We start from the raw sequence: 25045 nt of genomic DNA on the forward strand, positions 1-25045 counted from the left end.
TATTTCACGTGATCGGCGGTTTGTGTTCAGAGTCATTGCTGACAAAGCTTGGCAGCACTGTTTATGTTCGCTTACTGCCCCGCTACGCCATGCACCTCGCCGTTTTGCATCGTTTGATTAACTTGCTGCCCGTGGCTGTCAGTGGCTTGTAGAGAGCCATTAATGGTGGGTTTCAATGGCTTATCTGCTGTTAGGTTACCTGATATCCGTAATTTCAGATTACCAAGCCCTTGTAACGGTAAAGCTGGCCAGCCCCAGTTTTGTAAGATATTAAGATCGACAGATCGGCCAGTCAGCGCAAGGGATAACGCTCTGCCTGGTGTTTGATCAATAGTAGCGGTGGCTTCCAGTAACCCCTCTTTGGTGAACGTACTCAAATCACTCACCGTAATCTGCTGTTCATTGGCGCTCAGAGCCAATGATGGGCGACGGACATCATTTTTATTAAAAGTCGCATTCCCAGCATTTAGCATCAATGAGCCGGACCACACTCCCCATTGGTGATTTTTAGCCAGCAGCAAATTAGTCCCCGCAGCATCCAGCGACGTAATTTGGAACGGGAAGTCCGGGCTGATATCAATCAATAAGTTACGGTTAGCATTCAACTTACTGACATAGACCTCAGACAACCAATTTGGCAGCGTTTGTTGCCATTGCTGCTTCCAGTCTGTGGGTAGGGTATAAACCAGTGCCACCAGTGTTAGCTCATCGAGTTGTAGGCGGTGGTTATCACGCAGCCAGTTACCTTGAGCTCTTAACAGACCATCCTGCCAACGAGTGGAGAACTGATTGATTGCCACCCCAGCCGGTGACAATGTAAATGTCGCGATTGGGTCAATCAGATGAATATTACCTTTAATAATGTCTCCAGCATTAAGGGATAATTCGCCTTCGTCACTTTGCCAGTCGCCTTGCTTAAACGTGATATTTTTCAGCGTGAGATCTAAATCATTAAATGCCCAGTTTTTCCCTTCAACACGGGCATCAATTAAATCAAATCGTTTTAGCGTGATAGGAGGGAGCTGTAAAAATGTATTCCAGACATCTTCTAATGTCGCGGGAGTTTGTAGACGGATATTACTCAAGCGCAGGCGGTCGACCAGCCAACTTCCGTCAGCCGATTGACTGGCATTTCCAGTCAGTTCCCCTTGCGCAATATCAGCCCCAAAATTACTCAAAGTCAGGGCGTTTTTCTGTATAGAGCCTTGTAGATAAAGTTTTTCGGCTGTGATGCCATTAATAGTCAAAGAGCCGGCACTAAACTGAAATTGAGCATTTTCACCCAGGCTATTACCGGGCAGTGGCTGCCAAGGGATCAATCCACCAGTGACTTGCTGACCTGTCACTTTCCACTGACCTGCCTTATTTTGCGGTTCAATAGTGGTATTCAGCGCCATATTGGTCAGCCTCAAAGTATCAGCCTGCAACGGTAGCGGTGAGGTGCTGTTATTGAGTGTTAAGCTTCCATTTTGCAAATTAAGGCTGCGAAAATGACGAGGCTCAGTCAGTTGCCGCCAACTCAGACCCAATACGGCCTGCTGGGCAATAAGAAACGCGGGTTGCTTGGCCCGGCCTAGCGTGACATCAGTAAAGCTGACTTGCCCAGGTTGGGACCATGAGTGATCTATTTTCCCCAGAGAGAGGCGATATTCGCTGTTATCACTCACCCAGCGGCTTAGCCAACCGGCAGCCCAGCTGGTCTGAAGCAGCACATAGCACAGCACTATCGACAGCACTAGTAGCAGTAATAACGTTAGCAGCACTTTCCCGAGAAATTTCATTCGGTATTTCCACGCCTGTCTGTATACGGAACTCTGTTTATGCCGCAAATTGTCCATTAGCTCAATAGACAATCAGTTATCGAAGCATAAAAAAATGGCCGGTGTCATTTACGGCCGGCCATTTCAACGACGTGTTAACGCAAAGATTATTTTTCTTGTGGGAAGATGAGGTTAAGTACGATGGCAGTAATACCACCGGCAGCAATCCCGGAAGAAAGCAGGGTTTTGATCCAATCTGGTGCAAATTGCAGAATCAGTGGTTGCTGCGCCACGCCCATCCCAACCGCTAGTGACAATGCCATAATCATAATCGCGCGACGATTAAGGGTTTCGCGTGACACGATACGCACACCGGAAGCGGCAATTGTTCCGAACATCACGAGAGTGGCACCCCCCAGCACCGGCTCTGGGATATGTTGTACGAACCCAGCGACGGCTGGGAACAAGCCCAGTACAATCAGCATCAGTGCGACAACAAAACCGACATAGCGGCTGGCAACACCGGTTAATTGGATAACCCCATTATTTTGGCCGAAGCAGGAGTTAGGGAAGGTATTGAACACGGCTGATAGCATGGAGTTCAAACCATTCGCCAAAACACCACCTTTTAAGCGCTTCATATACAGCGGGCCATGAACGGGTTGCTCTGATACATCCGAGGTCGCCGTGATATCCCCGATAGTCTCAAGTGAGGTCACCATGAAGATAAGCATTAATGGCACCAGCAGGTTCCAGTCAAAAGATAAGCCATAGTATAGCGGCGTCGGGATGGTGATCAGTGCGGTGTCAACGACAGGGCGGCTTTCGGGCAGCATACCCAGCGTCCACGCTAACAGATAGCCCACAGCCATGGCGATAACCAGTGAGGCGACACGCAGATACGGGTTGCGCTGGCGGTTTAATAAGATAATGACCACGAGTACTGCGCCCGCCAACATGAGGTTTTTAGGTGAACCAAATGTATGGTCGCTCATCGCACCATAACCGCCACCAATAGATGTCAGCCCAACCTGAATCAATGACAGGCCGATAATCATCACCACAATACCGGATACCAGTGGAGTGATAATGCGCCGCGCCAGATGCAGGAAACGGGATAATATAATTTCAGTACAAGATGCGACCATCAAGGTACCGAACAGGGCTGCCATCATGGTCGGGATATCCGCTCCGCCATTTTTCAGTGCCAAACCGCCCATAATCAGTGGAGAAACAAAGTTAAAACTGGTGCCCTGAATGGATAACAGGCCAGAACCAACCGGCCCCCAGGTTTTAATTTGTAGCAGTGATGCCAGACCAGAGGCAAACAGTGACATGCTGATAATTCGTTGAGTATCTTCCGCTGGTAGCCCTAGCGCCTGACAAATCAGTAAGCCAGGAGTTATCACTGCAACAAACATAGCCAATAAATGTTGGCATGCAGCAAACAGAGTTTGAGCGAGTGGGGGGCGGTCTTCTAAACGATAAATTAATTCGCTAGGGCGAGTGGTTGCCTGCTGTGGTGTATTAAGTTCGGCGGATTGCGTAGACATGGAGTGGCATTCCCGGATCGGCAAAGAGGGCATTTTAATGATCCGCTTCACAAAAGCAATCGGTTGCGCTGCATTTTTTTAAATATTTATGCCCATGCTTGTTCATGTTTTTCTATTACTAAACTTGTAATTAGTGGCATTTTTTTTTCTAATCCACCCTCTTACTGCTTTGGCGTTTATTAAGGAACTGTCTAACGTCATATTTTTATTCGATATTTCAATCGCATGGAGTACCAAGATGTTTCATCTCGATACCTATGGCACGCTAGTCGCGGCCTGTTTGGTTTTATTGTTAGGCCGAAAACTTGTACAAACTGTCCCTTTTCTAAAAAAATATACCATTCCTGAACCGGTTGCAGGTGGTCTGCTGGTGGCTTTTATGATGCTGCTGATGCAAAAGACCCTCGGTTGGGAAATCAGTTTTGATATGTCGTTGAAAGATCCTTTGATGCTGGCATTCTTTGCAACAATCGGCTTGAATGCCAACCTGGCCAGTTTACGTGCTGGCGGCAAGGCCTTGAGTGTGTTTGTCTTTGTGGTCGTCGGCCTGCTACTGATGCAGAACGCGATTGGTATTGCTCTCGCGAAACTGATGGGGTTAGACCCGCTAATGGGTTTATTAGCCGGTTCAATTACATTATCAGGTGGGCACGGCACGGGGGCGGCGTGGAGTAAAGTGTTTGTTGAGCGCTATGGCTTTGAAAATGCAACCGAAGTGGCTATGGCCTGCGCAACATTTGGTCTGGTACTGGGTGGGTTGATTGGCGGCCCGGTAGCTCGCTATTTGGTAAAACACTCTTCCACACCGGATGGCACCCCAGAGGATAGCGAAATCCCTTCTGCTTTTGAAAAGCCCTCTGCTGGCCGTATGATCACCTCATTGGTATTGACCGAAACTATCGCCATGATCGCGATTTGCCTCATGGTTGGCCAAGTGATCTCTGCCGGGTTGCAGGGCACGATGTTTGAATTACCGACTTTTGTTTGTGTGTTATTCGTTGGGGTTATTCTCAGTAACACGCTGTCGGCAATCGGCTTCTATAAAGTGTTTGATCGCGCAGTCTCGGTGCTGGGTAATGTCAGTTTGTCTCTATTCCTGGCAATGGCTTTGATGAGTCTAAAGTTGTGGGAGCTGGCGTCATTGGCATTGCCGATGTTGGTGATTCTGTCGGTACAGGCATTGGCGATGGCACTGTACGCTATCTTCGTTACTTACCGGTTGATGGGCAAAAACTATGATGCGGCAGTGTTAGCTGCGGGGCATTGTGGTTTTGGTTTAGGCGCGACACCGACGGCTATTGCCAATATGCAGGCCATCACTGACCGTTTCGGCCCATCGCATTTAGCCTTCCTGGTGGTGCCAATGGTTGGTGCGTTCTTTATTGATATCGTCAATGTGATCGTGATTAAGCTATATCTGTTGCTGCCAATCTTCCCAGCAGTTGTGGGATAATTCTGTTGTAAGATCATTCTGTTGTAAGATAATAGTTTTAAGGGGCGGTTTTATCCGCCCCTTATTCATCAAGCATTTGTATAACGCGTGCGCTCTGGTAGCCAGCGTTCTATCAATGCCTGCGCATGTTCGGGATATTGTTGATGTAGGTGGCGAGCTACCCGTTGCACTTCTGGGATCATTGCTTGGTCACGCAGTAAATCAGCCACTTTAAACTCGGCACTGCCGGTCTGACGTGTGCCTAAGAGCTCGCCGGGGCCACGTATTTCCAAATCCCGCTGAGCAATAACAAAACCGTCATTACTGTCGCGCAACACTTGCAAACGCATCTGAGCCGTTTTACTCAGCGGCGTTTTATACAGCAGAACACAGTGTGAAGCGACAGCACCACGGCCAACACGGCCACGTAACTGATGTAATTGCGCTAATCCTAATCGCTCTGGGTTATCGATAATCATCAAACTGGCATTTGGAACATCAACCCCAACTTCAATGACTGTGGTGGCAACCAGTAACTGCAATTCACCTTGCTTAAAGGCTAACATAACAGCCTGTTTTTCTGGCCCTTTCATCCGTCCATGAACCAAACCGACTTTAATCTCCGGCAAGGCGATTTTCAGCTCTTCGCAGGTGACTTCAGCAGCCTGAGCTTCTAACAGTTCAGATTCTTCAATTAAGGTACAAACCCAATAAGCTTGCCGCCCCTCTTCTAAACAGGCATTTTTGACCCGTTGAATAACATCACTGCGGCGGGTATCCGGAATTGCCACTGTCGTGACCGGAGTTCTACCCGGTGGCAGTTCATCGATTACTGAGGTATCAAGATCAGCATAGGCAGTCATGGCCAATGTTCGGGGAATGGGTGTTGCGGTCATAATCAACTGGTGCGGATGGAAGCCTTGCTCCTCGCCCTTTTCCCATAATGCGAGCCGCTGATGAACACCAAAACGATGCTGCTCATCAATAATAACGAGAGCTAATCCAGAGAATTGTACTTGTTCCTGAAACATGGCGTGAGTCCCCACGACCATAGAGACTTGGCCACTAGCGACCGCTTCTTGTTGTGCCAGGCGCGCCTTGCCTTTTTGTTTCCCAGCCAACCAGCCAACTTCCAAGCCTAAAGGCTCCAGCCACTGGCGGAAAGTATTCGCATGCTGTTCAGCCAGTAATTCAGTCGGCGCCATCAATGCAACCTGCTTACCGTGCGCAATAGCGCGCAGTGCAGCCAGTGCGGCAACCAGTGTTTTGCCAGAACCCACATCCCCTTGAATCAGCCGCATCATGGGGTAGCTATGCGTCATATCTTGTTCGATTTCCGCCACGACCCGCTGCTGGGCATGGGTTGGCGTGAAGGGCAATGCCGCAAGAAAACGTCGTTTAAGTTGTTCTTCGGGTAACAGTGGTAGCGCCCGATAGCTCTGCGCTCCCGCTCTGACTGCCAGCATACTGAGGTTATGGGCTAGCAATTCTTCCATTATTAGGCGCCGCTGTGCGGGATGTTTGCCCTGCTCTAAATCAGCTAGTTGAATATCTGCTGGTGGACGATGCAAAATATGAATAGCTTCTGGCAAGCTGATCAGTGAGCGGCTTAATTCAATCGGTAGCAATTCGGCAATAACACTGGAGTCCAGCATCGCCAGTGCTTGATCAATCAGTTTACGCAATGTTGCCTGACGAATACCTTCCGTGGTGGGGTAAACGGGGGTCAATGACTCCTGCAATTCAACACCAATATTTTCGCCATGCACCCGATATTCTGGATGAATGATTTCTGGGCCGGTATTACCCCGTTTAGCTTCACCATAGGCAATCACATGCTTGCCTGGAGATAAGCTATTTTTCATCGCGGCATTGAAGTTGAAAAAGCGCAGGGTAAGCACACCGCTACCATCGCTGATTTGGCAGGTCATCATACGGCGGCGGCCAAAACTGATATCTGAACGGAGAACTTCACCTTCAACAGTGACCGACAGTCCGGGCAACAGATCGCCAATTCGGTATAACCTGGTGCGATCCTCATAACGTAACGGAAGGTGAAGCAACAGATCTTGAATGGTTTCCAGCCCCATCTTCGCCAGCTTTCCAGCCTGACTGGCACCAACACCGGAAAGTGTACTCAGGGGTACGGCATCCAGTAGGCGACCTTTCATCTAAGACTCCGTGGATTGCATGGCAGACCACCATTGCGCATCGGCAATAACCTGACCCTGCTCATCAATATAAGGCTGAGGAAGCCCTTTACGTTTAGCCACTTGTGCCAGCACTGGGTAGCCACCTTCAAATAATAGCCGCTGTTGCTCATCTTCTGACAAAACACTCTGAGTTCGCTGATACATACCGGCATTCTGTCGTTGGCGCTGCGCTTCATATAAAATTAGCGCTGAAGCGACTGATACATTCAGTGATTGCACCATCCCGATCATCGGAATAATGATGTCTTTATCTGCCATGGCCAAGGCTTCTTTAGATATACCGGTTTTTTCCTGCCCCATTAAAATACAGGTTGGGCGGGTATAATCAATTTCACGGAAATCTACTGCTTTATCAGACAGATGAGTCGCGAGTATTTGCATGCCCTGCGACTTCAGATGAGTAATGGCATCGGTAATATGAGAGTGTGTTTTTACCTGAACCCAACTGTTGCTACCGGCAGCCGAAGAGAGCCGAGTGTACATTGCAGGGGTAGGCCAAATCGCATGAATCTGATGAATACCGACGGCATCAGCAGTGCGAATAATCGCGGATACATTATGAGGTTTATGTACTTCTTCCAGGCAAACCGTTAAGTCCGGCTGCCTGGTCGCAAGCATTTCACAAATCCGCGCATAGCGTTGAGGATTCATAGGCGTTAATTACGGTTACGGCTGACTTTGACCACATCTGGCATGATACGAATTTTACGCATAATGTTAGCCAGATGGACTCGGTCACGAGTAGTCAGGCGAATAAAGGCGCTGTATACCCGGCCATCTTTCTCTTCAGTATTCAGGCTTTGAATATTAGATTCCGCCGCATTAATCGCTGCGGTCAGATTTGCCAGGGCACCTTGCTGGTTGAACATATCGACTTTTATTTCAGCAATAAACTCTTGCTCAGTCTCTTGGTCCCATTCAACCGCCATAAACTTCTCAGGCTCTTTCTGGTAGCCACGGATATTACGGCAGGATTCATGATGGATAACCAAGCCTTTACCCGGACTGATATGGGCGATAATGGGGTCACCAGGAATCGGACGGCAGCACTTGGCAAAAGTAATAAGGACACCATCGGCACCTTTAATTGCCAGATTACGTGTGCCAGAAGTTGCCAGTGTGGATGGGTCACCCAGCAGGTTTTTAGCCACCACCACACTCATTGCATTACCCAAGCCAATTTCCGCCAGCAAATCATCCAGCGTCGCCAGCTTCATGCGATCTAGCTCATGTTTGATATTTTCTTCAGGAATATCAGACAGTTTTCGACCATTCCCTAAAGCATGATTCAGTAATCGGCGGCCAAGACTTACCGACTCATCACGTTTCAGGTTTTTCAGCAATTGACGAATTTTGGCGCGTGCTTTAGAGCTGACAACAAAATTCAGCCAAGCGGCATTAGGTCTTGCACCTGGAGCGGTAATTATCTCAACAGTCTGACCACTGCTCAGTGGCTGAGAAAGTGGATAGGGCTGGCGGTCAACACGCGCGCCGACACAGGCATGACCAATATCGGTATGCACGGCATAAGCAAAATCAACAGGCGTTGCACCGGCAGGGAGTTCAACAATGCGCCCTTCCGGAGTGAAAACGTAAATCTCATCGGGGAACAAATCAGATTTTACACTTTCAATAAATTCAAATGAGCTGCCCGCGCTTTGCTGTAACTCCAGCAAACTTTGCATCCAGCGCTGAGCGCGGATCTGTGCGGTGGTGCCAGACTCACCTTGCTCTTTATAAGCCCAGTGTGCAGCAACCCCCATTTCGGCCATTTGATCCATATCTTCAGTACGGATCTGTACCTCAACCGGAACCCCATGAGGGCCGATTAATGAGGTATGTAACGATTGATAGCCGTTAGCCTTAGGGATAGCGATATAGTCTTTCACTCTACCGGGCCGTGGTTTGTACAGGCTATGAGCCTGACCTAACACGCGGTAGCAAGTATCAACTTCTTTGACGATAACCCGAAAAGCATAGATATCCATGATGGAGTGAAAGCGCTGCTCTTTCAGATTCATCTTGCAATAGATGGAATAGAGATGCTTTTCTCGACCACTGACACGGCAAGGTATCCCCGCCTCCGTCAGACGCCCTTCAATCTCCGCCAGAATTTTTTGAATCATCTCTTTGCGGTTACCACGAGCAGCTTTCACCACTTCTTTAATCACGCGGTAGCGATTGGGGTAGAGCGCTTCAAAACCCAGCTCTTCCAGCTCGGTTTTTAAATGATGAATACCCAGCCGGTGGGCCAACGGGCTATATATTTCAAGGGTTTCGCGGGCAATACGACGACGCTTATCCGGGCGTAAGGAGCCCAGAGTTCGCATATTATGGGTGCGGTCAGCCAGCTTGATCAAAATGACGCGGATATCCTGCACCATCGCCATGATCATTTTGCGGAAGTTTTCCGCCTGGGCTTCTTTCTTGTCACGGAAGTTCAGTTTATCAAGTTTAGAGACACCCTCGACCAGCTCGGCTACGCTTTTCCCAAACAACTGCTCCATATCTTGATATGTGGCAGGAGTATCTTCAATGACGTCATGTAACAGCGCCGCCATTAAGGTTTCGTAATCGAGCCGCATCTCCGCGAGAATACAGGCCACAGCAACCGGGTGAGTGATATAAGGCTCACCACTGGAGCGTGTCTGACCCTCGTGAGCATCACGCGCGACAAGATATGCCTGTTTGAGGCGCTTAATCTGCTCCTCTGGCAGGTAACGTTGAATCAGCAGATTCAGGCTTTCAAACAGGTACAAGGCAGACTCGCTGTCTAATTAACGACGACCTTCAGCAATAGCGGTTACCGCTTGGATCTCTGCGGCTTCCTGCTCTTGCTGTTCTTGGCGTTCACGCACATCGAGAATCTGATTAGTAATCAGGCCTTCTTCGATTTCACGCAACGCAATCACAGTAACTTTATCGTTTTCTTCTGGAACCAGTGCGTCTTTACCGCCGGACTGGATTTGACGTGCCCGACGAGCAGCGACCAACACCAGGTCAAAACGGTTACCAATTTTCTCTACAGCGTCTTGAACAGTTACGCGTGCCATAATTCTGCTACTCCACAGGTGACGAAATGACTGGGCATGATACTGAAACTCTGTTCAGTCTGCCAATAATTTGGTGATTAAAGCGTCATGCCGCTGTTTCTGGCGGCCTAAGCGCAGTCGTTCAGCGCGAATAATGGTTTTCAGATCAGACAATGCCAGATTGAAGTCATCATTCACGATTAAATAATCATATTCTGCATAATGGGTCATTTCCGCGACAGCTTGCGCCATTCGCTTTGCAATAACCTCTTCACTATCCTGCCCACGGCCGCGTAAACGGCGATCCAATTCTTCTTTGGATGGGGGCAAAATAAAGATACTGCGCGCGGTCGGCATTTTTGCGCGAATTTGCTGCGCGCCTTGCCAGTCGATATCTAAAAACACATCAACACCGGTTGCGAGAACCTGCTCAATTGCCAGACGTGAGGTGCCATAGTAATTCTCAAATACTTTGGCATGCTCAAGAAAAGCATCGTCATCAATCATCTGGCAAAACTCTTCTTTGGAAACAAAGAAGTAATGCTCGCCGTGATTCTCCCCAGGACGTTTAGCACGCGTGGTATGAGAAATAGAAACCTGCGTGTCGTACAAAGGTTGTGTTTTTAACAAAGCCTGAATCAGGCTTGATTTCCCTGCCCCACTGGGTGCGGAAACTATGTATAGCGTACCTTGAACCATGATGACGTTTCAGTTGATTAGGTTGATATGTAGAAAGCAGAAGTGTGAATCTCCGCACAGTATACACGGCTGCTACGCGTCATGCAGCGTTACAACGCATTTCACCTGAATGTTTCGCTCATAAACAGCACGTTTTTATGATTTTGCGGGAAGCATTGCGTAATTTCGGCTTGTTTCAGCAAGTGAAAAAGTATTCTTCGATCACTCCCGCATCTGAGTTTTTTCGCCTTCGACGGATGCGCCATTTTAGGTTTTACTGCCACTCATCAAAGGGAGGTACTGATGAATGTGCACAAAATGAAAATACTAAGCCTACTGATGGTTAGTTTTATAAGTTGGCAAGCCAGAGCAGAATCTGTCTGCCCTGAATGGTCAGAAGAAAGAATGTCGGGAGAGATGCATCTCCTGGAGAAGCAGCTAGATCAGTGGAATATAGCTTATCACCAGCAGGGTATTAGCCCGATTGCAGATGATATTTACGATCAGTTGCAGGATAAATTGCATAGGTGGCGTTTATGTCTTGGGTTACCTGATAAAACGGATAACAGACCCATACCGGGTAATGGAAAGATGCTTCATCCTGTTGCCCACACCGGCTTAAAAAAACTTAAAAATGAAGCTGCACTCATTAGTTGGATGAGAGGGCGAAAAAACCTTTGGGTGCAACCCAAAATAGATGGAGTTGCAGTCACATTGGTATATCAGGCGGGGAAATTAACCCAAGTTTTGAGCCGAGGAAATGGTTTGAAAGGCCAAAATTGGGCGGATAAAGCACCATTTATCTCTGCTATTCCTCAATATATTGCCAGCGCTCCCCCCTTATTAACTCTGCAAGGGGAAGTATTTCTGCAAATGGAGGGCCATCAACAAGCGCAATCAGGAGGCGCTAATGCCAGAGCATCTGTTGCAGGGGCTCTGATGCGTAAGTCTGTATCCCCATTATTAGCTAAACTGGGTATTTTTATCTGGGCATGGCCGGATGGGCCAAAAAGTATGGTGGAAAAGAGCCGATTGTTACAAGAAATGGGCTTTCCTCTAACCGCACACTACAGCGAACCCGTCATCTCCAGTAGTGATGTTGCCCAGTGGCGGGATCGCTGGTTTAAAATGCCGCTACCTTTTGTGACTGATGGGGTAGTTATCCGTCAAGAAAATGTGCCCGCGGGGCGCTATTGGCAGGCAACACCAGGAAATTGGTCTGTGGCGTGGAAATATCCGCCTCCCCAGCAAATAACTGAAATCAAAGATATCCATTTTACAGTGGGGCGCACTGGCAAAATCACAGCTATTTTACAGGTTGTACCGGTAAAAATTGATGATAAATGGATTCGTCGAGTGAATATTGGATCGATTGCCCGTTGGAAGCAGTGGGATATCGTACCTGGAGATCAAGTTACTATCTCATTAGCTGGGCAGGGTATTCCACGTTTGGATAAGGTTATCTGGCGCGTGAGTCAGCGGCAGGAGATCGTGCCGCCAGACGCAGATAAATTCCATCAGTTAACTTGCTTTCGCCGTTTACCTTTTGAGTGCGAGCCTCAGTTCTTATCTCGCTTAGCATGGCTTAGTGGTACAAACGGGTTAGATATGCAGAGTGTGGGAAATGGGCTTTGGCGCGAACTTATCCATCATGGGTTTATCAATGGCCTACTCGATTGGTTATCACTGTCTGTAGAGCAAATTGCGGCGGTTCCAGGTATTGGGCAAGGCAGGGCAGAAAAGATTTATCAGCAATTTCAACGTGCCAGACAACAGCCGTTTTCTCAATGGTTACAGGCTTTGGGATTCCCACAAGGAATACCTCTTGATACTTCATGGCACTCTTTACGGCAACGGAGTATTGCCGAATGGCGTTTAATGCCGGGCATTGGGCAGGTTAGAGCAAAACAGATTAATCATTTTTTGCATCACCCAGAGGTACAGATGATGGCTGACTTCTTATCACAGCAGGGAATTGCGGGATTCAGCCCCGAAGAATAGTTATCTTCGGGGTTGGGTTAATGTTCAGAATGCTCATACTTGAATACTGGTAAGCCAAGCCGAAATCTCAGTGCCAGCAATCGAGCACTCAAGCCAGTGACTAACGTAATAACAACAACCCAGTTATGAGATAGTGGCGTGTATTGTAGGGCGATATAGATCCACGCGGCAGCAAATGAGATACCGGCATAAATTTCTTTCTGAAATACCAGAGGGATACAATTACAGAACATATCGCGCAGGACACCGCCAAAGACACCGGTAATTACAGCAGCTATGGCTGCAATGATAGTACTGTGCCCCATATCGAGAGCAATTTGTGCGCCAATAATAGAAAAAACGATCAGCCCGATAGCATCAAGTACTAAAAATAGATGACGCAAGTGCTTCATTAATGGTGCCATCCATGTTGTGACAATAGCAGCAACAGCGACAATCACGATATATTCAGGATGCTTAACCCATCCAAGCGGATAGTGACCCAGTAGCATATCTCTGACTGAACCGCCACCAATAGCAGTTGCCGATGCAATGATGATGACGCCAAACATATCCATCTGACGGCGACCAGCAGCCAGTGCACCGGTCATGGCTTCAGCGGTGATACCGATAATATAAAGAACACTGAGTAGCATATTGAATGTAATTTCTTAAGGGCGACAAAGGCGGCAGAGTAGCCATTAATCAAAGTTATCACGACTGAGATTTTCTAAACCATAAATTTCGGATTATTTAATCTAATCAAAATATTTATCACCCACTTAAAATACCTCAATAAAAAAACAATAATAGGATTACAAACCATTAATAAATCTAGGGTAAAAATCAATTATTGAGATGAGGTTAGCAAGTATTTGATGATAATCCTACCTGATTGCAGAGTGACTCATCCAATGGTAGCTTTTATCTCTATTTCATCTTTTATTTCAGTGGGATTCTTCATGAGTCAGTGTATTCAATCGTTCCAATATCGTGCGGTGCTCTTGGCTGGCATCGCAGCGGTTGGAGTATTACTCAGCGGTTGCGTTGATAGAACGGGTCAGGCAAACACAGCAACGATTAAAGCTTCCCCTTCCACCTGTATTAAAGGTGAGCCGATGACACAAACGACGCTCTATTTTGGTTTGAACCGGCCTCATGGCCCGGTTATTTCAGCCACTGAATGGCAGTCTTTTGTTGATAATGATGTGACCAGCCGTTTTAAAGATGGCCTGACAGTTATTGATGCTAAAGGGCAATGGTTAGGCAATGATGGCACTGTAGCTAAAGAAAACAGTAAGGCATTGGTACTTATCCATAAAGCTGACAAAGAAACTGCTATTGAAACCTTACGCGCCCGCTATAAACAACAGTTTGCGCAAGAATCGGTTATGCGGGTTGATGCTGCTGTTTGTGTTGATTTCTAGCGGCGAGTATTGGATTAGAATTTTTGGCCTTTTATCTCCTGATTAGAGGTAAAAGGCCGGTGATATTATTGATTTTATTCAGTCAGAGTGAGCTTTTACAAAACAAGCCCGGCAATGGTTGCAGAAAGTAAACTAACTAAAGTTGAACCATACACTAGCTTTAATCCAAATCGTGAAACCACATTACCCTGCTGTTCATTCAGACCTTTAATAGCTCCCGCGACAATCCCAATAGAAGCAAAGTTAGCAAAAGAGACTAAAAATACAGAAAGAATACCCAAACCTCGTGGAGATATTTCGGCAGCCACTTTTTTCAGCTCAATCATGGCAACGAACTCATTTGCTACCAGTTTGGTCGCCATAATACTTCCTGCATGCAACGCATCTTGAGTTGGTATGCCAATTAATAGCGCCAGTGGATAAAATAGATATCCCAGCACTCCTTGGAAACTGATATGGAATAAGGTGCTAAATAAAGCATTAATCGCTGAAATAATGGCAATAAACCCGATTAACATTGCGGCTATTATCATCGCGATTTTAAATCCCGCCAGAATATATTCCCCAAGCATTTCAAAAAAGCTTTGGTCTTCATGCAGGTTATTTAGTTTTAACTCAGGTTCCTCTGTTACGGGGTAAGGATTAATAATTGAAAGTACAATAAAAGTACTAAACATATTCAGTATGAGTGCTGTTACAACAAATTTTGGTTCTAGCATGGTCATATAAGCACTAACAATTGACATAGAGACTGTCGACATTGCTGTGGCTGCCATGGTGTACATTCTGCGTGGCGATATATCGGCGATAATGCCTTTATAGGCAATGAAATTCTCTGATTGCCCCAGAATCAACGTACTCACAGCATTGAATGACTCTAGTTTACCCATGCCATTTACTTTGGATAGCAGGGTGCCTATCACCCGTATGATGAGGGGTAATATACGAAAATGCTGCAAAATACCAATCAATGCTGATACGAAAATAATTGGGCAAAGAACGTTGAGGAATATAAATGCCAGGCCTTGCTCATTCATCCCGCCAAAAACAAAACTGGTGCCGATTGAAGCAAATTTCATCAAAGATTCGAATAATCCAGCAAAATACTTTATTGCACCTAACCCACTTTCCGAGTGTAAAAAGAAATAAGCCAGAGCAATCTCTATAATCAGTAGCTGAAAAATATAACGAAGTTTGATGTTTTTCCGATCATGGCTAGCCAGTAAAGCCAAAACTGCTATAGCAATCAATGCCAAAAGAAAATGCAGAATCTGCAACATAAGAAATCCGTCAGGGATGAAATTCAGTCAGCATTTTATCCATATCAGAAGATTTTTTTCATCTGAAATTCAATCCTCTTAAGAATATATATTCTACCGATTCTTTAATCGTGCGCTAAAGATGCCAGTTGTTTAAATTTTCACTGTTTTACTCATCATTTATCCATTGGGTGACTCACTATTTATCTGCCAGCTTAATTGCCGTCATTAAGGAAAATTTAGCGCTTCCTCAAGGAGGATTAGGCGATAGGGCTACTTGTGTTTAACTCACTCATTGGATGGAATATGAATATGATTAATCTGCCTAGCTGCCGTTCATTTACCGAAGCCGGCCATTTATCTCAAATATCTGCTTATTACGAAGAAGGTCGCAATACTTTATGGATGTTACTTCGTGCCCATCCACGGCCTTGTTTTAACCTGGAGTTAATTGAAAATATTATGACATTGGCTCAGGCTGCTAAGGAGTCAAAATTACCGATAGATTTTTGGGTAACAGGCTCAGTCGTACCCAATATGTTTAATGTGGGGGGCGATCTAAACTTTTTCGCCCAAATGATTAAGAATCGTAAGCGCGAAGCGCTAATGGCATATGCTCGTGCTTGTGTCGATTGTGTTCACGCCGCTTCTCGCGGATTTGATACCGGTGCTATCTCTATTGCGATGATTGAAGGCAGCGCATTAGGTGGGGGATTTGAGGCGGCATTGGCTCATCATTTTGTGTTGGCACAGACAACCGCTAGGATGGGTTTTCCGGAGATTGCATTTAATTTATTTCCTGGCATGGGGGGGTATTCACTAGTCGCCAGAAAGGCAGGTATGAGGGTGGCAGAACAACTGATTTGGACCGGGGAATCTCACGCGGCTGAGTGGTATGAGAGCCGAGGGTTAGTTGATAAGCTATTTCAGCCTGGGGATGCTTATATTGCGACACGCACATTTATAGACACTATCAGGCCTAAGCTAAATGGTATGAGGGCGATGGTTCGAGTCCGGCAGCGCGTTTTACAATTAACACGATCTGAATTAATGGACATTACAGAAGACTGGGTTGACTCTGCATTTTCTATTGAGCCGAAAGATATCGCCTATATTGAAAGGCTGGTTATGCTGCAAGATAGGCATACTTCGGGGATGCCAAAAGCGATATAGTTTTATATCTAATTAGTTTTTACATCTAATCCAGTAAAAGGTGAGGGTGTTGTGTTACCAGCCAATGCTCCAATTTATCTGCGGGCATTGGTTTGGCGTAAAGGAATCCCTGTTTCTCATCAACGCCAATAGAATCCAGGAATTCCTCTTCCTCTTTCGTTTCCACTCCTTCGGCAATGACTTGCATTTTTAGTGCCTCGGCGACAACAATAATGGCTCTTACCAAAGATTGTGAAATAGGATTAGTGTCTATATGGCGAACAAAACTTTGATCCAGTTTAATGGCATCTATAGGGATGCGCGCTAACTGGGAGAGTGAAGAATAACCAGTACCAAAATCATCTAAGTGAACTTGAGCACCTAAGTGGCGTAGCTGCTTCATTATATTGATAGCGGCATCTTCATTATCAATTAAGCAACTTTCAGTTAATTCAACATCGACCAAGCTAAACTCCAACTCACAGGCTTCAAGAGACTCAATAAAACTGGTGACGATAGCTTCATCAATTAATTGTCGGGCAGAAACATTGACTGCAATTCGTAGGTTAATTCCACGTTTTTTCCAATCCACAGCCTGTTGCATAGACGTTTGTAGTACCCATTTACCCAAGGGCCTGATAAGCCCAGACTCTTCCGCATATGAGATAAACTCCTGAGGAGCAATTAAACCTCGTTCAGGCGATAGCCATCTGACGAGAGCTTCGACACCGAGCACTTTTCCCGTTTTGGTGGATATTTTGGGTTGGTAAAAGATTTGTAATTGATGTTGTTCTATAGCTTTGCGTAAATTGGTATCGAGCCAAACATACTCGGATACTTTTTTATTCATTTGTTGCGAGAAGATGGAATAGGTTTGTTTCCCATGTTCCTTCGCGGTATACATGGCTGTATCCGCACTGCGGATAATATTTTCTAGCGTATCACCATGCTCTGGGCATAGTGCAATGCCAATTGAACAGCCGGTATATACCTCTATCAATCCAATTCGGAATGGCAATTTCATGCGATTGAGAATTCGCTGTGTGGTTGTTTCCAGCAAATCCAAGGTGGCGTTTTCGACCAGAACAATAAACTCATCCCCCCCTAATCGGGCAAGCATTTCGTTGTCACCCAAGCAACTTAAAATTGCCAGCGAGACATCTTTCAGTAATCGATCACCAAACATATGACCATAGTGGTCATTTACTTTTTTGAAGTTATCGAGATCGAGATAAATAATACCCACTGAGCTGTCACCGCGGGTTTGGATTGCGCTGTTAATGCGCTCATGAATGGCATGACGGTTAGGCAAACCGGTAATCATATCGGTATTAGCCAAAATCCTAAGGCGCTCTTGGGCGCGTCGTTCTTTGGTAATGTCAGTACCGGAACAGATAAGATAGCGTTCGTTTTTTCCGCTACCACTGTGAACAAATTTATTGCGGAATAAGAAGAGACGCTTCCCTTTGACGGTATTAACCCAACGTTCCGCTTCATAAGATGCACCGCGCTGAAAAAACCCCTCAATATTCTTCCGTGATGAGGCTCCTTCCTTGGCGGTCATAAATAAGTCGTAAACATTTTTGCCAATAACATCCTGCTCTTTCTTACCGGTATATTCCTCGCTAAGGTGGTTAAATCGCTGCACGCAGCCATCTTTATCGAGAATCACAATCACTGAGTTGGCTTCAGAAACAACCTGTTCTGCAAAAGAAAGGCCCATAACCAAATCACGAGCGACAGATTCAGTATCGGCATAGGCTGAGGCTGTCCCCCCCCCACTCTTTGTCATTAATTTTTCGGCCAACAAGATGTAAATGAAGGGGGTGACCATAAATCTCAATTTCAATATCTAAACTGGCGGTAATACCGGTTAAGCTCCGGATTTTCATTGTTTGAACAGAATTAAGAGGTATCGCAATATTTGCTATCTCTTTAATTGCCGACAGCTCTAAAGCCTGGCTATCAAAGGCAAGCCGCCAAAATGGGCGATGAGTACCAAAGTAGGTATTGAGGATCGACGTGTCTTGGTCTTGGAACATATGCGATCCTCTAAAAGTGTATATGTGTCTTTTACTTACCTTAGTCAGAAATTAAGAAGGCGCTATTTCTGGACTTCCCAGTAATGATAATCATCCTGACCTGTAGAGCATGACTCTACCCAGAGTGCCCACCTAATAAAGTATATGTGTAATTTATTCATACCAGATCGTAGATAGTAGCGATAATCATAGTAAATGCTCTTCCTACTTTCAGGTTGTGATGAAAGTTAAGCATGAAAAAAATAAAAGACACGATTTTTTATATTGTTATGCTCATTTAGGCTAAATCCTAAAATGAGAAAGGAAAGATGTGAAACACTTTACTGAGGTGTTTAATGAGGGATAAGTATATTTTTAAGCAAGTTGATGATGAGCATACGCCAGTGGCAGCAATCTGCATGTTTCATTTGAACTATGGTCACTATCAGCTCAAACCAATTCGGGAATTTATGCCGCCACCAATAATGACGGCAATCCTGGGGGAGTTCCTTGTTTTTTATCTTACTTAAACCGGACTGTTATTTAAAAATTAAGTACCATTCCAACCCCCACCTCTTCTATATCAACCGCACCGGCTAGTGCTATTTTGGCTTTTAAGTCAGTACAGTGGCAGGGATAGAGTGCTTGTGCATTAAGTTGCTTAAAATAGTCGGATGTTCTGGTGAGGGTAGATGTTTCTGCATTTAATAGATGAAACCCGCCAATAACAGCCCGAATGCGTTTATCGCCAGTGACTTTAATTGCATAATCAATAATATTGCAGATTCCAGAGTGAGAGCAGCCGGTAATAATCACGATCCCCTCAGGGCTGGTATAAACTATTGCACTGTCATCTATGACAAAATCGTCAACTTCATGACCGCAACAATTGATAGTTTTTCCAATAGGATGCAGCCCTTCAAAATCATTACTGCGTACTATCTCACCTAAAAAGAGCAAATTATCAGTAAGATAATAAACACCAGTCTGATTAATCCGTTCGAAAAATGAAGGGTAACTATCGGCCGGTAAGTTAGCACCTATTGATTTATCTTCATGGTATTTTGGTACAAAAGCATTGGGGTGAGCCACTAGCTTTATTTTCTTCACGCTAGGGTAGTTGGTCCGGTCAAGATATTGAGCGAGGTGGATTAAACCCCAGCTATGATCATTATGACCATGAGAGATAATTACACTATCGATATCGCTGATATCAATACCCAGAATTGCCGCATTACGTAGAAAAACGTCAGAGTAACCTGTATCAAAAAGGTATGTTTTCCCATCAATTTTAAGGTGATAACAGACACCTGGCTCGGCTGTCAGATATTTATCTATTAGAGTATTGTTATCAACCAGCACAGTTAACTGCATGTGTTTTCCCTTTTTTTCTCATATTATTCCGATCTCCCATGGCTGATACTGTGTGAAGTGGCAAGCAGCATATCGAGGTCTGATGTTGGCACCAGCGCCTTGGGTATTGCGCTGATAATATTGCCTCTGAAATTGTTGAAAGTAATCGGCAATTGATTCTATTTGCTCAACATACTTCAGATGACGAGGAAAAAACAACGAATGCCCCATATTGTTTAAAATCAGGCGCGGGCTTGCTTAACTTTTCAATTAGCCTTTTACCTGAAATGTGGCTTTGTAAAAACCGGCCACACAGAACTGGATGGCGAAGGGAGGGCTTTTCCGCTGCTTCACTTAGCGCAGGCAGAATAATAAAAACCCGAACTTCTCCGGGTTTTAGCAAAACGGGTAAATATAAGCAGTTACTCGATATTCTGAATCTGCTTTTAAAAATTAGTGTAATCTATTGATTTTTATTTTTTTGTTTGTTTAATCTTCTTGATTGGTACACATTTTGGTACGTAAAATTTTTATAAAAAAAACAGAGAGTTTTTAGACCCTCTGTTTTTTATAAGTTTAGTAAGGCGAATCAAGCTAGTTGCTGCTTCACACTTTTAGCAGCCTTATGCTCATGTACTGGGGGAGATGTGACAGCTTGCCCAGTAGTGGTATCACTTAACCCAGATTTTTTCCAAGTTGGCCATGTATTGACCTGTTCGCTTGCCTCTTTGAGGTAAGCAAGAAATTCTTCTTTATTGGTCATTTTGTAATTTCTCCGCCAGTTTAGCTACGATGTCTGCCGACACGGACTCTCGCTCAATATAAGATGATGGTAGCATTTGCATTCTAAGTTTGCCAGATCTCCTATCCCATTCTACGACTTTTCCATCATTATCTTTTCTTTTAATTTTATAACCAATTCCTAAACTTATTGAGAATAAATTGAAGAAACAGCGCGGGCCTACACCAACAAATGGCTCAAAAATCACACGTTCACTAATATGATTTTTATCTGGTGTTGATATTGAGTCTGGATGGAAATCAAAAGCTTTACTTTTAGGGTAAGGTTCGATATAGACTACTCTTTTTATACCACTTGCTACGATATGTTTGGCACAGTTATGACATGGGAATGTAGTGCAATATAAAATACCATCATATGTACTTATATTACTTCGCGCACATGCGAGAATTGCTTCCATTTCAGCATGTACTACTCTACCATATTCCGTAATATATTTTATTTTACTTTCAGATAAGTGTTTTTTTAATTCATCCCTGTATTCAGATTCGACATTTTTTAAAATATCTTCTATTATAATGTTTTTTTCTTTTACATTTGAATCAACTCCGACTTTATAATCTCTACCATCTTCACTATCTGTTATTTCACCATCTATATATTCTGGCCAGTATAGTCCTCCCCCAAATTTTGGGACGTCATTAGCACCCGTAGAAATAATATTTTTATCTTTAGTTAATACTGCCCCAACTTGTCTTGATAAGTCTCCTGATCTTAATGATGCTGAAAATGCCATAAACATAGAATATTCGTCGAAAGTTGGGGTAACGTATGGATTACCAAATATTAGATCAAGAATCCTCCATAAGTCATTGTTAATTCTATCTATGCTTCCAGTATGATTTATAAAAAAATCCGATAACTCATATGTATCTCTAGTATGTTGTCCCCAAGGATCTTCTTCTTCTGAGTCTCGTTCAATTAGAGTTTTTGCATTTTCTTCATTGATAAATTTATTTTTTTGTAAAAAGTCTAAACGTCTCTTTTCATCTGCGTAAACACCGATGAGATAAAAGCCATTAGTGTAAATTCTCCGTAATGTATTGACTTCATCTGGGTGTTTTAATGAGTTAATTATATATGCTTTTTTCGGTGATGGAATTGGACTACCATCTGCTTTTTCTCGCTTTTGATTTATTCTTGCAGCAGCAGCAAGAGATAAAATTGAATTGTCCTCACTAATTCTTCTTAAATTATTTCCTTCTGTCATGAACTTACTTATTTTTTCATAGTTATCCTGAATAGCAGGAATATCTCTAAACATAGAAATTATATCTGTAGATATTCTTATTTCTTCTGTTTTATAACCAAATGCGGTTAATCTTTCCTTAATGGAATTTTTAATTATTTCTAAATCAGTCCCAACTGCTCCAACTAATCCAATAACTAATTCCGAATCTGAATCACTAGGATGTTCATTGTTTTTTATTTTTGTTAATGTATTTATTTTCATGCTGATAATTCCCGCCAGAATAAAAATTGAATTTTAATTGTTATTGATAACCTGATTTAATTTCTTATAAAGCTCACCGCTTAAATCTTTAAATCCTTGATCGTTAGCTAAATATACTAATGCTCGATGATGACCAAGATCTGATGGTATGTCACTTATTGACTGAGTGATGGGAACAACAATTTTACCCAAAGTATGAGCAATACCAGTTTCATACATTACGTTTGGATTTCTACCTGTGTAATCTACAATGATTACCTTTGAACAATATATTAAGTCAAATATATCTTGTATGAATGTTGAGTTATCCCATATGTCATCTGCACGATAACACTCTATTTTCATATAGTCTGTTACTTTTTTTATCGCGGCATAAGTACCCGAGAACGATGAATTAAATGGCATCATCACGGACACTAATCGTGGATTTAACAGTTTGTTAGGAATTTTAAAAACAGAGGGCTTAAATGTAACTAATCTTTCAGTAGGAATTTCCTGATGATCAGTAGAAATAAACTCGCCATGTATTTGACATACACGTACTAAACCAGTAGGTAATTCAGCTATAGATAACCCATAACTATTTAAACATTTCTTTACTGATTCAACAGCTTGAGGTTTATCAATATTACCATTAGACAAAAAATGATCTGGATGGAGTAAATACTCTATTACTTTTATAATCTCTTTCGAGGGTAGTCCGTCAGAAATTGGTTTTTTCTGATTTAACTCTTTAAGAACATCATTTACCCAATGTCTACGAGTGGAGCCATTATGAACATATTCTAAGTCAATATCGATAAAGAATTTTGTTAAGTATGAGGAGCTACGATATGGGAAAAAAGAAAAAGGATCATCACCACAAATCATTTCTGATAGCTTAGTTAATCCTGCTGTACCAATCATGACGACTCCTAACATTAATAAAGAGTAACATTTTGCAATTCATCCTAACGATTCCTGCGGTGTTCCTGCAAGTACTGTATAGATTAATGATAGTTTTTGTGATTAAACGTACTCAATTATTATCTAATGCTTCTCCACCCTCTGCGCGCAATGCTATCCCCGCCACGCCTGCGCGCTTTACAGGTCGCTTTTCATGCAGTTGCATGCAGACCCTCAAACCGCGCCAGTACTGGGGCTGCAGAGGGGTTTAAGGGAGACATTTTGCATGCAGATCCATGCACTCTAGGCATGCACACCCCTTTTTAGTCTCGCCAGCCAGAAATAAAGCTTCAAACGGTGAACACCATCACTAAATTGCAGACAAAAAAAGCCCCGCACGAGGGCGGGGAAAGGTTGCCATGATTCTGTTATCCGTGTCTGAATGCATCGCCATATCGTCCTAGGGTATGGCGTTTTACCGTTGGGGGGATCACTACCGGGGCGGGGATTTCCTGCGCCGGTGGCCGGGTAATAATTTTGTCGAGGCTTTCAACTGTCTTAAAGGTGCAGGAACAATCAAGGTTCTGGCACTGGTAATAAACTTCTTTGGTCTGTTCCGACAAATAGCGGCTGGAACGAGTATGAGAAGCGTGTCTGCATACCGGGCAACGCATCATAATTATTGCTCCCCGGCTGGGTTCAGTTTTTCGCGTTTTTCTTTTACTTTATTGAATAATCGCGCACGTTTTATCGGACTATTGTTTAAGTCAGAGTCCACGTAACCCGGTTGTGGTTGTTGTAGTGTGAGTTCGGCTAATATCGATTCTTTCTCCATATCAAACGAATAAAGCCCCGCTAATGAAAGAAGAGTCGCTGTCAGTGTACCCAGTGCCTTCGCCGGTGATGAGTCCGTGTAGAGTTCGTTCGCAGTTACCACTATTTTCGCTGCCCGGATGAGTTCGGGTGACAGGGTTTTCATCGCAGCAGACATTTCCAGCCTCGCATACTCCATCAACGCTACTTTATGTGTGTCTTTATAGGGTCTTGCAGAAGCACATAATTGTAGTGACGTGTAATCTTTATCCAACTCCAGCTCTTCAATCAGATGCCCGAACTCTTGTGCCAGCTCCCGCTGTGAAATCCGGCGGATATGTTCGGTTTGAAGCTCATCCGTCATTTCACCGCGCAGACTGCGAAACAATTTGCGCCAACTGCCGTCAGCCTGTTGGCTCTGGTTTTCGGCGTCGCGCTGCTTTTGCTGACTGCGGGCAATGGACGCAATAATGTCTTCGTAGGTTGCTTCATTCTTCAGGTGTTCGGCTTTTGCTGCTTTATAGCTGTTCAGTGCCGGGGTAATCGGATGTTCTGCTGTCTGGCTCATGGTTGTGCTCCGTTCTCATCGGGATGTCGCCATTGTGCAAATCCACACACAACAGCTCAACCGATGCCCGTTGTCCCAGCGCTGACACAACAACACGCCGTTGTGCCATTCATCGATTACGACACAATAGCGACTCTGATTAACAGGAGAACACCATGATTAATGTGACCGTTGGAGAGAAGTTTTTCACACTGGAACGCCATGAAGCACAATTCCTTTCGGACGCGCTACTGTCAGCCCTGAGTAACCCCACTGATAAGGCAATACAGGGATTCAGTCAGCGGGCCGGAACCTTGCAGGTGACCACTTCACCAGAAGAAGCAAACTTTACGGGAAATAAGCAACATTTCAGCCAACAGGCTCCGGCCATACGCACCCACACCTTGACGGATTGCTAACTGACCGGCCAGCCAGAAAGAAGCGCTGAACTGACCTGAATGAAAAAACGTTGTATCCCTTTTGGGGTGTAACAGGTGTAACGGGTGTTACAGTATTGATATGTCTGAATTTTTCTAAAGTCATCAGGTGTAACACCCGGTGTAACGTGGTGTAACACCGCTGTTATCGTGCCGGTTTGTTACACCTGTTACACCGACAAAAGAAAAAGGTGTAACAGGCTTTTCTCAATGAAATCAGCGTTGTTACACCTGTTACCCTTGTTACA

General features: G+C 44.5%; 20 protein-coding genes and 1 pseudogene. 5 read left to right on the forward strand and 16 right to left on the reverse strand.

Features of this window, described 5'->3' with window-relative positions; all coding sequences use genetic code 11:
• Positions 1-71 precede the first annotated feature (71 nt).
• Both FGL26_RS16065 and FGL26_RS16070 read right to left on the reverse strand, forming a co-directional pair.
• Positions 72-1781 carry an AsmA family protein gene (locus tag FGL26_RS16065; protein ID WP_005176029.1) on the reverse strand — a complete coding sequence of 570 codons (1710 nt, stop codon included), beginning with the start codon at positions 1779-1781 and terminating at the stop codon, positions 72-74.
• A gap of 146 nt (positions 1782-1927) precedes the next feature.
• Complete coding sequence (locus FGL26_RS16070) at positions 1928-3313, reverse strand: uracil-xanthine permease family protein (RefSeq protein WP_005176025.1); 1386 nt, start codon at positions 3311-3313, stop codon at positions 1928-1930.
• Positions 3314-3551: 238 nt separating this feature from the next.
• On the opposite strand from FGL26_RS16070, the gene gltS reads away from it, so the two are divergent.
• Positions 3552-4766 (forward strand): sodium/glutamate symporter, encoded by a 1215-nt coding sequence (gene gltS, locus FGL26_RS16075; RefSeq protein WP_005176022.1) that lies wholly within the window; start codon positions 3552-3554, stop codon positions 4764-4766.
• A 68-nt stretch (positions 4767-4834) separates the two neighbouring features.
• On the opposite strand, the gene recG is transcribed toward gltS, so the two are convergent.
• From recG to gmk, 5 genes are read right to left on the reverse strand one after another with little or no spacing between them, the layout of a single operon-like run.
• Positions 4835-6916, reverse strand: coding sequence for an ATP-dependent DNA helicase RecG (gene recG / locus FGL26_RS16080; protein ID WP_005176019.1), 2082 nt, complete (start codon positions 6914-6916; stop codon positions 4835-4837).
• A complete protein-coding gene (gene trmH, locus FGL26_RS16085; RefSeq protein ID WP_005165889.1) occupies positions 6917-7609 on the reverse strand; it encodes a tRNA (guanosine(18)-2'-O)-methyltransferase TrmH in 693 nt (230 codons plus the stop codon).
• A 5-nt stretch (positions 7610-7614) separates the two neighbouring features.
• On the reverse strand, positions 7615-9717 hold the full coding sequence (gene spoT / locus FGL26_RS16090; RefSeq protein WP_005176016.1) for a bifunctional GTP diphosphokinase/guanosine-3',5'-bis pyrophosphate 3'-pyrophosphohydrolase: 2103 nt from the start codon (positions 9715-9717) through the stop codon (positions 7615-7617).
• Between the two features lie 18 nt (positions 9718-9735).
• On the reverse strand, positions 9736-10011 hold the full coding sequence (gene rpoZ / locus FGL26_RS16095) for a DNA-directed RNA polymerase subunit omega (RefSeq protein WP_004392061.1): 276 nt from the start codon (positions 10009-10011) through the stop codon (positions 9736-9738).
• A gap of 54 nt (positions 10012-10065) precedes the next feature.
• A complete protein-coding gene (gmk, locus tag FGL26_RS16100; protein ID WP_004704191.1) occupies positions 10066-10689 on the reverse strand; it encodes a guanylate kinase in 624 nt (207 codons plus the stop codon).
• 282 nt (positions 10690-10971) lie between these two features.
• Here gmk and ligB point away from each other — a divergent pair, with 282 nt between their 5' ends.
• Complete coding sequence (gene ligB / locus FGL26_RS16105; RefSeq protein WP_005176013.1) at positions 10972-12669, forward strand: NAD-dependent DNA ligase LigB; 1698 nt, start codon at positions 10972-10974, stop codon at positions 12667-12669.
• Between the two features lie 17 nt (positions 12670-12686).
• On the opposite strand, the gene FGL26_RS16110 is transcribed toward ligB, so the two are convergent.
• On the reverse strand, positions 12687-13304 hold the full coding sequence (locus FGL26_RS16110) for a trimeric intracellular cation channel family protein (RefSeq protein ID WP_005176012.1): 618 nt from the start codon (positions 13302-13304) through the stop codon (positions 12687-12689).
• Between the two features lie 306 nt (positions 13305-13610).
• Here FGL26_RS16110 and FGL26_RS16115 point away from each other — a divergent pair, with 306 nt between their 5' ends.
• Positions 13611-14075: a DUF3574 domain-containing protein gene (locus tag FGL26_RS16115; protein ID WP_032908819.1), complete on the forward strand. Its 465-nt coding sequence runs from the start codon at positions 13611-13613 to the stop codon at positions 14073-14075.
• Positions 14076-14170: 95 nt separating this feature from the next.
• Here FGL26_RS16115 and FGL26_RS16120 read toward each other — a convergent pair whose 3' ends face one another.
• Positions 14171-15355 (reverse strand): NupC/NupG family nucleoside CNT transporter, encoded by a 1185-nt coding sequence (locus tag FGL26_RS16120; protein WP_005176010.1) that lies wholly within the window; start codon positions 15353-15355, stop codon positions 14171-14173.
• A 285-nt stretch (positions 15356-15640) separates the two neighbouring features.
• Between FGL26_RS16120 and FGL26_RS16125 the strand changes: the two genes are divergently transcribed.
• The gene (locus tag FGL26_RS16125) at positions 15641-16507 is read left to right on the forward strand and encodes a crotonase/enoyl-CoA hydratase family protein (RefSeq protein WP_005165875.1); all 867 of its coding nucleotides are present in this window, start codon (positions 15641-15643) and stop codon (positions 16505-16507) included.
• 25 nt (positions 16508-16532) lie between these two features.
• Here the strand turns inward: FGL26_RS16125 and pdeR are convergent.
• The 7 genes and pseudogenes from pdeR to FGL26_RS16160 form a co-directional block, all read right to left on the reverse strand.
• A pseudogene (gene pdeR, locus FGL26_RS16130) lies at positions 16533-18528 on the reverse strand (cyclic di-GMP phosphodiesterase).
• A gap of 522 nt (positions 18529-19050) precedes the next feature.
• Positions 19051-19881 (reverse strand): MBL fold metallo-hydrolase, encoded by an 831-nt coding sequence (locus FGL26_RS16135; protein ID WP_005176008.1) that lies wholly within the window; start codon positions 19879-19881, stop codon positions 19051-19053.
• A 568-nt stretch (positions 19882-20449) separates the two neighbouring features.
• Positions 20450-20623, reverse strand: a complete 174-nt coding sequence (locus FGL26_RS21500) for a hypothetical protein (protein ID WP_154231226.1) — start codon at positions 20621-20623, stop codon at positions 20450-20452.
• Positions 20613-22115 (reverse strand): anti-phage dCTP deaminase, encoded by a 1503-nt coding sequence (locus FGL26_RS16145; RefSeq protein ID WP_005176007.1) that lies wholly within the window; start codon positions 22113-22115, stop codon positions 20613-20615. The genes FGL26_RS21500 and FGL26_RS16145 overlap by 11 nt, the downstream gene beginning before the upstream one ends.
• 33 nt (positions 22116-22148) lie before the next feature.
• Entirely contained in the window at positions 22149-23021 is an 873-nt protein-coding gene (locus FGL26_RS16150) for a hypothetical protein (RefSeq protein WP_005176001.1), read from the reverse strand.
• 407 nt (positions 23022-23428) lie between these two features.
• A complete protein-coding gene (locus tag FGL26_RS16155; RefSeq protein ID WP_005175997.1) occupies positions 23429-23677 on the reverse strand; it encodes an ogr/Delta-like zinc finger family protein in 249 nt (82 codons plus the stop codon).
• A gap of 2 nt (positions 23678-23679) precedes the next feature.
• A complete protein-coding gene (locus tag FGL26_RS16160; RefSeq protein WP_005175994.1) occupies positions 23680-24381 on the reverse strand; it encodes a hypothetical protein in 702 nt (233 codons plus the stop codon).
• A gap of 155 nt (positions 24382-24536) precedes the next feature.
• Here FGL26_RS16160 and FGL26_RS16165 point away from each other — a divergent pair, with 155 nt between their 5' ends.
• Positions 24537-24779 carry a hypothetical protein gene (locus FGL26_RS16165; protein WP_005175991.1) on the forward strand — a complete coding sequence of 81 codons (243 nt, stop codon included), beginning with the start codon at positions 24537-24539 and terminating at the stop codon, positions 24777-24779.
• Positions 24780-25045: the final 266 nt, after the last annotated feature.

The organism is Yersinia enterocolitica subsp. enterocolitica (assembly GCF_901472495.1).
Classification (GTDB): Bacteria; Pseudomonadota; Gammaproteobacteria; order Enterobacterales; family Enterobacteriaceae; genus Yersinia; species Yersinia enterocolitica.